Source organism: Gryllotalpicola kribbensis (genome assembly GCF_039538245.1).
GTDB classification, from domain to species: domain Bacteria; phylum Actinomycetota; class Actinomycetes; order Actinomycetales; family Microbacteriaceae; genus Gryllotalpicola; species Gryllotalpicola kribbensis.
On record NZ_BAABBX010000016.1, the window covers coordinates 127,914 to 140,386 of the forward strand.

The 12,473-nt window shown below is 69.9% G+C and carries 13 protein-coding genes and 1 pseudogene; 11 read left to right on the plus strand and 3 right to left on the minus strand.

Annotation, left to right across the window (positions count from 1 at the left end; genetic code table 11):
- Positions 1-3: 3 nt before the first annotated feature.
- The 11 genes from ybeY to ABD716_RS12940 all read left to right on the plus strand — a co-directional run bounded on the left by ybeY (position 4) and on the right by ABD716_RS12940 (position 10,562).
- Positions 4-465, plus strand: a complete 462-nt coding sequence (ybeY, locus tag ABD716_RS12890; RefSeq protein WP_344777510.1) for an rRNA maturation RNase YbeY — start codon at positions 4-6, stop codon at positions 463-465.
- A 6-nt stretch (positions 466-471) separates the two neighbouring features.
- The gene (locus tag ABD716_RS12895) at positions 472-1,677 is read left to right on the plus strand and encodes a hemolysin family protein (RefSeq protein ID WP_344777512.1); all 1,206 of its coding nucleotides are present in this window, start codon (positions 472-474) and stop codon (positions 1,675-1,677) included.
- The gene (era, locus tag ABD716_RS12900) at positions 1,664-2,578 is read left to right on the plus strand and encodes a GTPase Era (RefSeq protein ID WP_425553453.1); all 915 of its coding nucleotides are present in this window, start codon (positions 1,664-1,666) and stop codon (positions 2,576-2,578) included. The genes ABD716_RS12895 and era overlap by 14 nt, the downstream gene beginning before the upstream one ends.
- A gap of 71 nt (positions 2,579-2,649) precedes the next feature.
- Positions 2,650-3,837 carry a sensor histidine kinase gene (locus ABD716_RS12905; protein ID WP_344777516.1) on the plus strand — a complete coding sequence of 396 codons (1,188 nt, stop codon included), beginning with the start codon at positions 2,650-2,652 and terminating at the stop codon, positions 3,835-3,837.
- Positions 3,834-4,505 (plus strand): response regulator, encoded by a 672-nt coding sequence (locus ABD716_RS12910; RefSeq protein ID WP_344777518.1) that lies wholly within the window; start codon positions 3,834-3,836, stop codon positions 4,503-4,505. The genes ABD716_RS12905 and ABD716_RS12910 overlap by 4 nt, the downstream gene beginning before the upstream one ends.
- Before the next feature lie 80 nt (positions 4,506-4,585).
- Positions 4,586-5,230 carry a M15 family metallopeptidase gene (locus ABD716_RS12915; protein ID WP_344777520.1) on the plus strand — a complete coding sequence of 215 codons (645 nt, stop codon included), beginning with the start codon at positions 4,586-4,588 and terminating at the stop codon, positions 5,228-5,230.
- Positions 5,227-6,369 (plus strand): alanine racemase, encoded by a 1,143-nt coding sequence (gene alr, locus ABD716_RS12920; RefSeq protein WP_344777522.1) that lies wholly within the window; start codon positions 5,227-5,229, stop codon positions 6,367-6,369. Before ABD716_RS12915 ends, alr begins: the two co-directional genes overlap by 4 nt.
- Positions 6,366-7,316, plus strand: coding sequence for a D-alanine--D-alanine ligase family protein (locus ABD716_RS12925; RefSeq protein WP_344777524.1), 951 nt, complete (start codon positions 6,366-6,368; stop codon positions 7,314-7,316). The genes alr and ABD716_RS12925 overlap by 4 nt, the downstream gene beginning before the upstream one ends.
- Positions 7,317-7,502: 186 nt before the next feature.
- Positions 7,503-9,275 carry a 2-isopropylmalate synthase gene (gene leuA, locus ABD716_RS12930; RefSeq protein ID WP_344777526.1) on the plus strand — a complete coding sequence of 591 codons (1,773 nt, stop codon included), beginning with the start codon at positions 7,503-7,505 and terminating at the stop codon, positions 9,273-9,275.
- A gap of 73 nt (positions 9,276-9,348) precedes the next feature.
- Complete coding sequence (locus ABD716_RS12935; RefSeq protein WP_344777528.1) at positions 9,349-9,978, plus strand: ClpP family protease; 630 nt, start codon at positions 9,349-9,351, stop codon at positions 9,976-9,978.
- Complete coding sequence (locus ABD716_RS12940) at positions 9,975-10,562, plus strand: ClpP family protease (RefSeq protein ID WP_344777530.1); 588 nt, start codon at positions 9,975-9,977, stop codon at positions 10,560-10,562. Before ABD716_RS12935 ends, ABD716_RS12940 begins: the two co-directional genes overlap by 4 nt.
- 12 nt (positions 10,563-10,574) lie before the next feature.
- Here ABD716_RS12940 and ABD716_RS12945 read toward each other — a convergent pair whose 3' ends face one another.
- The 3 genes and pseudogenes from ABD716_RS12945 to ABD716_RS12955 all read right to left on the minus strand — a co-directional run.
- On the minus strand, positions 10,575-10,910 hold the full coding sequence (locus ABD716_RS12945) for a helix-turn-helix domain-containing protein (RefSeq protein WP_344777532.1): 336 nt from the start codon (positions 10,908-10,910) through the stop codon (positions 10,575-10,577).
- A gap of 8 nt (positions 10,911-10,918) precedes the next feature.
- On the minus strand, positions 10,919-11,293 hold the full coding sequence (locus ABD716_RS12950) for an HNH endonuclease signature motif containing protein (RefSeq protein ID WP_344778402.1): 375 nt from the start codon (positions 11,291-11,293) through the stop codon (positions 10,919-10,921).
- Positions 11,279-11,944: pseudogene (locus ABD716_RS12955) on the minus strand (DUF222 domain-containing protein); the annotation flags it as partial. The pseudogene ABD716_RS12955 and the gene ABD716_RS12950, both read right to left, overlap by 15 nt.
- Positions 11,945-12,473 lie beyond the last annotated feature (529 nt).

Below are 12,473 nucleotides of genomic sequence, written 5' to 3' on the forward strand. Positions count from 1 at the left end.
CGAATGACCATTGAAGTGAACAACGAGTCGGCGATCGAGGTCGACGAGGCGGCGCTGCAGCGCCTCGCGAGCTACGCGCTCGACGCCATGCACGTGAGCCCGGAGGCCGAGCTCGCGATCGTGCTCGTCGATGAGGCCGCAATGGAGCAGCTGCACGTGCAGTGGATGGACGAACCGGGCCCCACCGACGTCCTGAGCTTCCCGATGGACGAGCTGCGCCCCGGCACCGAGGACCAGCCCACGCCGGCCGGGCTGCTCGGCGACGTCGTCCTTTGCCCGCAGGTGGCGCAGACGCAGGCTGAGAACGCGGGCCACGCCATGCAGGAGGAGCTGCAGCTGCTCACCGCGCACGGCATCCTGCATCTTCTGGGGTTCGACCACGCGGACCCCGCCGAGGAGCGCGAGATGTTCGGCATCCAGCGCGACATCCTCGTGGGCTTCACGCTGCAGGAACGTCGCCGGTAGGCGCGGGTGTTCGCTGCCCTGCTCTTCGTCGGCGCGTTCCTCCTCGTCGCGCTCGGCGGCTTCCTCGCCGCTCTGGAGTCCGCGCTCGCGGTCACCAGCGGCGACATCCGCGACCAGAACGCGGTCGGCTTCGTGCGTGTCGTCGCCGAGACGACCGCCGCGGTGCTCGTCACGCTGGGCTTCGTCATCGTGCTCGACCACTGGTGGCTCGCCCTCATCGTGAGTGCGCTCATCATGACCGGGGTGAGCTTCGTGCTCGTCGGCACGAGCCCCCGCAGCGTCGGCCGCGCGCACCCCGATCGGCTGCTCGCGTTCGCGCGCCCGCTCGTCGTCGCTCTGCGCGCCGTGCTCGGCCCCGTGGCGGGCCTGCTCATCGCGCTCGGTGACCGGGTGACGCCGATGCGGGCCCGCTCGACGGTCGGCAGCGAGGAGCAGCTGCTCAACCTGATCGACGACGCGGCCTCGCATGACGTGCTCGAGGAGCAGGACGCCGAGCTGATCCACTCGGTGTTCGAGTTCGGCGACCGGCTCGTGCGCGAGGTCATGGTGCCGCGCACCGACATGGTGACGGTGGATGCCGACGCCACGGTCGCCGCCGCGATGAGCGTGTTCCTCGGCCGGGGCGTCTCGCGCGTGCCCGTGATCGGCGACGGGCCCGACGACGTCACGGGCGTGCTCTACCTGCGCGACGTCGCGCGGCTTGTGTACGAGCGGCCCAGCGGGGCGGATGCCGCCGCCGTGGCATCCCTGCAGCGCCCTGCCGTCTTCGTGCCAGAGTCCAAGCCTGCCGATGCTCTGCTGCGCCAGATGCAGCTTGAGAAGAACCATCTCGCGCTCGTCGTCGACGAGTACGGCGGGATCGCGGGCCTCGTCACCATGGAGGACCTCATCGAAGAGCTCGTCGGCGAGATCACCGACGAGTACGACAAGGGCGCGCCGCTCGTGGAGCCGCTCGACGAAGGGGGCACGGCGTTCCGCGTCAGCGCCCGCCTGTCGACCGATGAGCTGGGGGAGCTGTTCGACCTCGAGCTCGACGACGAAGACGTCGACTCGGTCGGCGGGCTGCTCACGAAGGCGCTCGACAAGCTGCCCGATCCGGGCGACCACGCCGTCGTCACCGGGCTCGAGCTCACGGCCGAGCGCACGCAGGGGCGCCGGGGAAGGCTCGCGACCGTGCTCGTTCGGCGTGCCACCATTGATGACGATGAGTGACACCACCGCCAGCACGCCCTTCAAGGCCGGCTTCGTCAGCTTCGTGGGCCGCCCGAACGTCGGCAAGTCGACGCTGACCAACGCGCTCGTCGGCGAGAAGGTGGCGATCACCTCGTCGAAGCCGCAGACGACGCGCCGCGCGATCCGCGGCATCGTGAACCGCCCCGATGCGCAGCTCGTGATCGTCGACACCCCCGGCGTGCATCGCCCCCGCACCCTGCTCGGCGAGCGGCTCAACGCGCTCGTCGAAGAGACGCTCGCCTCCGTCGACGTGATCGGCATGTGCTTCCCCGCCGACGAGAAGGTCGGCCCGGGCGACCGCTTCATCGTCGAGCGGATCGAGGGCGCGCCGCGCGCGAAGAAGGTCGCGATCGTGACGAAGACGGATGTCGCGGGCAAGGCCGCCGTCGCCGAGCAACTGCTCGCCGTCTCGAAGCTGCGCGACTGGGACGCCATCATCCCGATCTCGGCGGTCAAAGGCCGCCAGCTCGACGAGCTCGTCGACGAGCTCGTGAAGCTGCTGCCCGCCTCGCCCCAGCTGTACCCCACGGGGCAGCTCACCGACGAGGCCACGATCGACCGCATCGGCGAGTTCGTTCGAGAGGCCGTGCTCGAAGAGGCGCGCGAAGAGCTGCCGCACTCGCTCGCCGTCACGATCGACGACATGGTCGAGCGCGACGACAAGGACCTCGTCGAGATCTACGCGAACCTCTTCGTCGAGCGCGACAGCCAGAAGGCGATCGTCATCGGCCGCGGCGGTGCGCGCCTCAAGCAGGTCGGCGCCGACGCGCGCGCGCAGATCGAGGCGCTGCTCGGCCGGAAGGTGTTCCTCTCGATCCACGTGAAGGTCGCGAAGGACTGGCAGAGCGACCCGAAGCAGCTCGGCCGCCTGGGGTTCTGAGTCGTACGACCAGCGGATGATTCCGGGCGCACCTGCCCGCCGACCGTGCCCGGCGCCTCTAGCGTTGACCCGTGCGTGAACTCACCAGACGGCAGCTGACGGTCGACGTCGGCATCGCCGGGGCGTTCGCGCTCGTCTGCGTCGTGTTCACGATCAACGACGGCAAGATCCTGCTCGTGCCGCTCGTGGTCGCCTCCGCGGGCGTCGCGTTCCGCCGGCTGTTACCCGCCCTCGCGCTCGGCATCGCGTGGGCGGCCGCGCTCATCCAGATCTCGGCCGGGCTCGGTCCGTCGGCCTACGACCTCGGCATCTGCGTCGTGCTGTACGCCACCGCGGCGTACGGGGGCGAGGTCGTCCGCTGGCTCGGCCTGGCGTCGGCCATCGTCGGCGCGATCATCGCGACGGTGTTCCTGCAGCTCAGGTTCTCGTGGTTCAGCGCGTTCCTCTCGTCGCCGGGCGAGCTGCTCGACCAGCTGCGCAACGCGGTGGCGGTCGGCACCGGCATCCTCGCGCTCCTCGTCCTCTCCTGGGTCTCCGGTCAGCTCGCCCGCACGATGCGCATCGGTCGCGAGACGAGTCGCCGCGAGGAGGCGGCACGCCACGATGCCGACATCGCCGAGTACCGCGTCGTCGTCGAGCAGGAGCGCAATCGCATCGCGCGCGACATGCACGACGTCGTCGCGCACTCGCTCGCGGTCGTGATCGCGCAGGCCGACGGCGCGCGGTTCGCGGCTCAGACGCGCCCCGAGCTCGCCGTCACGGCGCTCGGCACGATCTCGGGAGTCGCACGCGACGCGCTGGGTGAGGTGCGGATGCTGCTCGCCGAGCTGCGTCATGACGAAGGCTCGACCCCGCAGCCGACCGTGGTCGACTTCGACGCGCTGTTCGAACAGCTGCGCGGCGCGGGCCTCGAGCTGCGCGTGCACGAGTCGGGCGCGCGCATGCCGCTCGGGGCGAGCCACGAGATCGCCGCCTACCGGATCATGCAGGAGGGGCTCACCAACGCGCTGCGGCACGGAGCGCCGGTACGCCCGGTCGATCTGACGCTGTTCTGGGCGGACGATGCCGTGCACATCGAGCTGGTCAACGAGGTCGTCGACGCCGTCGGCGCGCCTCCCACGCCCGGCCAGACGCCGGGCCACGGGCTGCCCGGCATGCACGAGCGCGCACAGCTCGCCGGCGGCTTCCTCACCGCGACGCCCGACGGCGCCGGCCGGTTCGTGTTGCGCGCCCGGATCCCGCAAGGGGGCGCCGCATGACCGGCATCCGGGTCGCGCTCGTGGACGATCAGGCGCTGTTCCGCGCGGGCATCCGCATGCTGGTCGAGTCGCAGCCCGACCTCGTGTTCGCGGGCGAGGCCGGCGACGGCGTGGCCGCCCGGGAATTGGCGGGACGATCGCGGCCCGACGTCGTGCTGATGGATGTGAGGATGCCGCGCAGCGACGGCATCCAGGCGACACGCGACATCCTCGCCGATGCCGACGCGGGCGGCTACGAACCGCCGCGCATCGTCGTGCTGACGACCTTCGATCTCGACGAGAACGCCGCGAGCGCGATCCGCGCCGGTGCGAGCGGCTTCGTCTTGAAGGACGCCGACCCGGAGTTCCTGCTCGCCGCGATCCGCACCGTGCACCAGGGGAACGCGGTGATCGCCGCGACGGCCACGCGGAAGCTGTTCGCCCACGTCGGTCACGGCGGCGGCCGACGCGAGGTTACCGCCGGCTGGAGCGACCTCACGCAGCGCGAGCGCGAGATCTTCCGGCTCGCCGCCCGGGGCCTGTCGAACGCCGAGATCGCGAGCTCGGAGTATCTGTCTGAGGCCACGGTCAAGACGCACATCAGCCGGGTCCTGGCCAAACTCGGCCTGCGGGACCGGGTCCAGCTCGTCGTGTTCTCGTACGAGCACGCAATCCCACCCGAGGGCTGAGCGCCGTCATCCTCGAGGATGACGCGAAAGCCCACCCGCGGCCGACGCGCCGGCCAAGCCGCCGTCCGTAGCGTCGAAGCATGGTCCTTCTGCTCTCAGATCCCCGCGTCGCGCAGGTCCCCGTCGCCGACTGCGGCGACCCCGTCATCAGCTTCCCCGCGGTCATCGGCGGGTCGATCTCAGGCGCGGTCGACGGGGTCGTCCGGGTGCGCCGCGGCCTTGCGGCCCGGCTCGTCGAGGCGGCGATGTCGCTCGGCGACGGGCTGTCGCCGAAGATCATCGAGGGTCATCGCAGCGCACATGCACAGCTGCGCATCATCGACACGTATGCCACGGAGCTGCGCCGGCTGCACCCCGAGCTCGATCGTGCCGAGGTCACGCGCCTGTCGAGCCGGTTCGTCGCACCGCTGGGGGTTGCGCCGCACGTGGCGGGTGCCGCGGTCGACCTGACGCTGGTCGGGCCCGATCTGGAAGAGCTCGACCTGGGCACCCCGATCAACGCGACGCCCGAGCAGAGCGCGGGCGCGTGCTACTTCGCGGCGACGAACATCAGTGCGCAGGCGCGCGCGAACCGCGACCGGCTGGCGGCTGCGCTCAGCGGCGCCGGTCTCGTGAACTATCCGACCGAGTGGTGGCACTGGAGCTACGGCGACCGCTACTGGGCCGCAATGGGCGGTCACTCCCACGCCATCTACGGCGCGATCACGGAAGCGCACGCGGCATGACCGGCGCACGACTCGTCGTCGACCGCTCGGCGATCGCCGCGAACACCCGCCACTTCGCGGCTCTGATGCCCGGCCGGCTGATGGCCGTCGTCAAGGCCGACGGATACGGTGCGGGCGCCGAGCTCGTGGCGCGCACGGCGTTGGCGAACGGCGCGACCCGTCTCGGGGTGACCAGCATCGCCGAGGCGCTGGCTCTGCGCGCCGCCGGCCTCTCGGCGCCCATCCTCAGCTGGCTGAACACTGTCGACGCCGACTTCGCCGGCGCCATCGCCGCCGAGGTGGAGATCGCGGTTCCGGGCGTCGCCCAACTCGACGCGGTGCGCCGCGCGGCGCGCAGGAGCGGTCGGCGCGCGCTGATCCACCTGCAGATCGACTGCGGCATGGCACGTGAGGGGTGCGCGCCCGCACTGTGGCCGCAGCTGCTCGGCTTCGCGGCAGCTGCCCAGGCCGAGCGCGACGTCGAGGTCGTGGGCGTGATGGGTCACTTGAGCTGCGCGAGCACGCCGAGTGCCGCTGCGAACAGGCGCGAGCGCGCGCGATTCCTGAAGGCGGTGCGCGCGACCGCAAGCGCGCGGCTGCATGCGCCGCTGCGTCACCTCGCCGCGACAGCCGCCACGTTGACCCAGCCCGCTGCGCGTCACACCCTCTGCCGGGTGGGTGCCGGGCTCGTCGGTATCGACCCGAGCGGCACCGTGCCCCTGCGCGGAGCACTGATGCTGCAGAGCCAGATCGTCGATGTGCGGCGGGTGCCGGCCGGAACTCCCGTGGGCTACGACCACAGCGCCGTGACCTCGCAGGACACCACACTCGCGCTCGTCGCCGCCGGTTACGCCGACGGGGTTCCACGCGCCGTCGCCCCCGACGCCGAGATCCTCGTGCGCGGGCGCAGACGGCGCATCGTCGGGCGGGTGTCGATGGACCAGCTCGTCATCGACCTGGGGGCTGACGGAGACGCGATGCCCGGGGAGTTCGTCACGATCTTCGGGCCGGGCGACCAGGGCGAGCCGACCGTCGCCGACTGGGCCGCGTGGTGCGGAACGATTCCCAACGAGATCCTGACCGGCATCGGCCGGCGGGTCGAGAGGGTCGAACGGGCAGAGGGCCTCGCGCACGCCGAGACGGTCAAGGCCGCATCGTGAGCGAGAAGACCAGGGTCGCCGTCATCGGCGGCGGCGCGAACGGCGAGCACGAGGTCTCGCTCGCCTCCGCCCGGGCCGCCGCGTCGGCGCTCGACCCCACCCGCTATGAGCCGGTGCGGCTCACGATCGCCCAGGACGGGTCCTGGCGCATCGGGGACAAGCCCGCCCGGCTTTCCGAGGCCGTCGCCGCGTTGGGGGACTGCCATGTTGCGCTGCCGCTCGTGCACGGAGCCCCGGGTGAGGACGGCACCATCGCGGCGCTGTGCGAGCTCGCCGGAATCCCGTATGTCGGCAGCGGCGTGAGCGCCGGGGCCCTGGCGATGGACAAGCACGCGACCAAGCTGCTCGCGGCATCCATCGGCCTGCGCACCGCCGCAGGCGCCCTGCTCACCCGGGCCACGCGCGATGCCTATGCGTGGGCCGGCCCCGTCGTCGTGAAGCCGGCCGACGGCGGTTCGAGCCGCGGCGTGACCCCGGTGCGCGAGCCGGCCGCGCTCGTACCCGCGCTCGACGAGGCGTTCCGCTGGGGCGATCGCGTGCTCGCCGAAGAGCTGATCACCGGTCGTGAGATCGATATCGCCGTGCTCGAGACCCGCGAGGGCGTCGTGATCGGCCCGCCGCTCGAGATCCGGGCGCGCGGGTTCTTCGACTACGAGGCCAAGTACGGCGCGGCGCACGAGAGCGAGGTCGCCTTCGAGACTCCGGCAGCGATCACCGCGCAGCAGCACCGCCGGCTCGAGCAGGGCGCGGTCGCGCTCTATCGCGGCCTGGGCTGCCGGGGCGTCGCGCGGCTCGACTTCTTCCTCGACGAGCGCGGCTGGGTGCTCAACGAGGTCAACACGACGCCCGGCTTCTCGCCGGCGTCGCAGGTTCCCCAGATGTTCGCCGCCATCGGCATTCCCTACCCGCGGTTGCTCGACCTGCTCATTCGCGAGGCGCTCCGCTGACCAGCGACGCCGTGCTCGCCGTCGGGTGAGGGGCCGTGTTAGCCTTTCCGCAATGTTCGGCCAGCTCCTCCTTAGCTGCCGCGCCGAGTCCTCGATCTAGAGGCCAGACTCGTCGCGGAGTTTCCTGTCGGCTTCTTTCCGGCTCAGGAAGTCATCCTGAGAACGACAGCGAGAGAGTTGTAAGCGATGAAGAACACCCAGCAGCCGAGCGCGATGCCGATCCACCGCTATCGCCCGTTCCACGAGCAGATCAAGGTCGACCTGCCCGACCGCACCTGGCCCACCAAGCACATCACCGAGGCGCCGCGCTGGTGCGCCGTCGACCTTCGCGATGGCAACCAGGCGCTCATCGACCCGATGAGCCCCGAGCGCAAGCGCATCATGTTCGACCTGCTCGTGAAGCTCGGCTACAAAGAGATCGAGGTCGGGTTCCCGAGCGCCTCGCAGACCGACTTCGATTTCGTCCGCAGCCTGATCGATGAGGGCGCGATTCCCGACGACGTCACGATCCAGGTCCTGACGCAGAGCCGCGAGCACCTGATCAAGCGCACCTACGAGGCGATCGCGGGGGCCAAGCAGGCGATCGTCCACCTGTACAACTCGACCAGCATCCTGCAGCGCGACGTCGTGTTCCGCACCGACGTGCAGGGCGTGATCGACATCGCGCTGACCGGCGCCCGGCTGTGCCGCGAGTACGAGAAGACGATCCCAGAGACGCAGGTGTTCTACGAGTACTCGCCCGAGTCGTACACGGGCACCGAGCTCGAGGTCGCCGCGCGGATCTGCAACGAGGTGCTCGAGGTCTTCGAGCCGACCCCCGAGCGCAAGGTCATCATCAACCTGCCCGCCACGGTCGAGATGGCGACGCCCAACGTCTACGCCGACTCGATCGAGTGGATGTCGCGCCACTTGAACCACCGCGAGAGCGTCATCCTCTCGCTGCACCCCCACAACGACCGGGGCACCGCGGTTGCCGCCGCCGAGCTCGGCTACCTGGCCGGCGCCGACCGCATCGAGGGCTGCCTCTTCGGCAACGGCGAGCGCACCGGCAACGTCGACCTTGTCACGCTGGGCGTCAACCTGTTCACGCAGGGCATCGACCCGCAGATCGATTTCAGCGACATCGACGACATCAAGCGCACGGTCGAGTTCTGCAACCAGCTGCCGGTCGGCGAGCGCGTGCCCTGGGGCGGCGACCTGGTCTTCACTGCGTTCTCGGGGTCGCACCAGGACGCGATCAAGAAGGGCTTCGAGCGCATGGCGTCGGATGCCGCAGCCCGCGGCGTCTCGGTGGACGAGATCGAGTGGGCCGTGCCCTATCTGCCGGTCGACCCGCGTGACCTCGGCCGCAGCTACGAGGCGGTCATCCGCGTGAACTCGCAGTCGGGCAAGGGCGGCGTCGCATATCTGCTCAAGACCGACCACGCTCTCGACCTGCCGCGCATGCTGCAGATCGAGTTCTCGGGCGTGGTGCAGGTGAAGACGGATGCCGAAGGCGGCGAGGTCTCGAGCGACGAGCTCTGGGCCGTCTTCCAGGACGAGTACCTGCCCGCGGCCGATGCCGACGCGAAGTGGGGTCGCTTCGAGCTGCTCGGCACGAAGATCGACAGCGAGGCGACGGGGGAGTGCTTCTTCACCGCCCGCCTGCGCGACGGCGACGAGACCGAGATCGCGAGCGGCGAGGGCAACGGCCCGATCGATGCCTTCATCAACGTGCTCGCGCAGCGGGGCATCCACGTCTCGCTCTACGACTACGTCGAGCACACGATGAGCGCGAGCGGCGACGCGCAGGCGGCCTCCTACGTCGACCTCGACGTGAACGGAACGCGGCTGTGGGGTGTCGGCATCGACGCCAACACGTCGATCGCGAGCCTCAAGGCGATCGTGTCGGCTGTGAACCGCGCCATCCGAGCGCAGCAGGCCGCGCCGTCGGCCGAGACCGAGCTCGTCGGCGCGTAGCGCTCTGCCACGAGCAGATCGGCCCTGGGCAGAAATCGCCCAGGGCCGATCTGCTTCTCGCGAGGGTGGAGTCATGACAGATGACGCACCCAAGATCCCGCTCTTCACCGAGCGCGTGCGCCGCGAGCTCTACGAGCAGCGGGTGCTCGTGCTCGACGGCGCGCTCGACGACGACAACGGCACGCTGCTCGCCACCTCGATGCTGAGCCTCGCCGCGGAGGACCCGGCGTCCGACATTGCACTCTGGATCCACTCGCCAGGCGGCTCGGTGCCGTCGATGCTCGCGATCAGGGACGTGATGCGGCTCGTGCCGTGCGAGGTGTCCACACTCGCCATCGGCATGGCGGCCAGCGCGGGTCAGTTCCTGCTGTCGGCGGGCACCCCGGGCAAGCGGCGAGCTCTGCCGCACGCGCGCATCCTGATGCATCAGGGCTCGGCCGGCATCGCCGGCTCTGCCGTCGAGCTCGAGATGCAGGCCGACGACCTTCGGCAGATGCGCGACACCGTGCTCGGTCTCATCGCCGACGACACCGGGCAGCCCTTCGAGCGGCTCTTCGAGGACTCGCTGCACGATCGCTGGTACACCGCACAGCAGGCGCTCGACTACGGCTTCATCGACGCCATCGTCGACAGCTTCGGCGACATCGTGCCCGCGGGCCGCTCGCGGCTCGGCTTCGCGGCCGAGGAAGGGGCGCTGCGATGACCAGCTACACGATCCCGAACGTGATCGCACGCGACGCACGTGGTGAGCGCATCATGGACGTCTACTCGCACCTGCTCACCGAGCGCATCGTCTACCTCGGCACACCGATCGACGCGGGTGTCGCGAACGCCCTGATCGCCCAGCTGCTGCACCTCGAGTCGGACAGTCCCGACAGCGACGTCCAGCTCTACATCAACTGCGAGGGCGGCGACCCGAGCGCGATGCTCGCCGTCTACGACACCATGCAGTACATCCGCCCGCAGATCGCCACGACGTGTGTCGGCGAGGCGGTGTCGGTCGGTGCGGTGCTGCTCGCCGCCGGCGCACCGGGGAAGCGCGCCGCTCTGCCGCACACCCGCGTCATCCTGCACCAGCCGGCGGCGCAGGGGCGCGGGGCGATTCCCGACCTGATCCTGCAGGCCGACGAGGTCGTCCGCATCCGGGCCGACCTCGAGCAGGTGCTGTCTCGCCACACCGGTCAGTCGGTCGCCACTCTGCGGGCCGACACCGACCGGGACCGCATCTTCACGGCGCCCGCTGCGCAGGCATACGGCCTCATCGACCACGTGATCGAGCGACGGTGAAGATGCCGCAGGCTACGCGGCCAGCGCGAAGAGCGCCGGGCCGCGGGGCGCGCGAGCGGGAGCGGTCTGCGCGTCGCGCAGCCCCTCTGCCACCGCGATCGTCAGATCGAGCAGCGTCACGTCGAGCGCCTCTGCGACCGCGGCGATGACCTCGCTCGAGGGCTCCTTGGCGCCGCGCTCGATCTCGGAGAGGTATTGGGTCGAGACACCCGCTCGGCGAGCCGTCTCGCTGAGCGTCTCGTCACGGCCGTGCCGTAGCGTGCGCAGCTGCGCGCCGAGCATGTGCCGCCACAGCGGCTGACGGTCGAGGCGGGGCTTCGGGCTCGTCTGGGGCGTCGGTTCAGGCATGCCTCATGCTAGGCCGGCGATTCGGCGGTGCCGCCGTCGTTCTGCTCTGGGCAGAACGCACTGCCCGTGCCCGGGTGCACATCGAAGGGGGCGGGACTCCAGGTGGTCGGGACCGGCGGGTCCGGCGGGTCGGCAGTGTGGTCCCAGTACCGGCGGCCGCCGGGGGAGGTCCAGATGTCTTCGCCTCGCGGGCCCGGGGTGACCTTCCATCTGGTCTCGTGCTTCATGACGTGATCACCGGGACACTTCGGGTTGAGGTTCGCGACATCGGTCTCACCGCCGAGTGCCCAGTCGATGCGATGGTCGAGATCGCAGTCGTCGCCCGGGCGCGTGCACCCGGGGCGCGCACAGGTCTCATCACGCGCGAGAACGAACCGCTTCATGTCAGCGGTCGGCGCGTATTGCCTGCGGCCGACGCCGAGGATCGCGGCGTCGACCGGGTCAGTGAAGAGGCGGGTCAACGAGGTGCATGTCCCGACCAGTTGCCGCGCACGCGCGGGCGAGATCGGAACCTGCCCGTCGATCGTCGCCGGCCGCAGCTCGTCGGGGCAGCCGGCGAGGTTGAGCAGCGGAACATAGACGTTGATGGACGGACGCACCTCGGACTCGAGGCCCCTGCCGATCAGGACATCGGCGAATACGTCGAGTCGCTTCTGGTCGAGGGTGCGCTGCTGCTCTGCGGGCAGCGGCGAGTCGTCGAGGGTCTCGGCCATCAGGTCGATGCGCGTCTTCGCCATGATCGCCTGGTCGCCCGGCAGATAGGCAGTCAGATATGCCATGCCGGTGCCCTGCTCATGCTCGACCCACAGCCGGCGCCGCCGGCTCGCCAGCTCGTGCTCGCACTCGAGCGGACGATCGGCGAGCCGCTCGGCGAGCGTGTCGGCGAGTGCCCTGAGCTTGGCGTTGGTTAGCTGCGCACCTCTGTCGGCCAGGAACCGGTCGAAGTACAGCTGAAGCTCTTCGTCGACCGGAACGCGGTGGAACGCCGAGAGAATGGTGCGCACCTTCGCGCCGCCGAGCTCGCCACGCTGAAACGCGGCCCAGGTGTAGGTTCCGCGTCGAGATGGCGAACTTCACCGGGGCATCCACGATACTTGTCGCCGATTCCAGTCGCGGATTCCGCGGAAGACGACGAATTCCTACACGTTGGCGCCGCCCGTGTTTCATAAGGGGATCGGTCAGCGAGCGGCATAGAACCGGGGGCGGTTCAGTCTCCCACGGACGGCTATGCGGCGATTGGCAAATTTGACGCCTGTTTGGGGGGCGAATCGGACTTTTTCTTCATTTTGCGTGTTGGATTGCTGCTGGATCGCTGGTTTTGCTGACAGTTCGTCGATAACCTTGGGATCGATAGCTGGTCGCCGCGCCCGCTGGTGGGTGTGTTGCGTCCGTTCAATGCTAAGTGGAAGAGGTTCTGATGTTGCGCAGTGATTCTCGCGAGGGGAAGTCGTTCATTCGGCGACCCTTCTTGCGGGGGGGGGGGGGGGGGGCTAGATCTGTAGCTGTCGCCTCCATCGCCTTGGGGGCGGCCCTTGCTCTCGTTGTTCCGTCGGCCGCGAATGC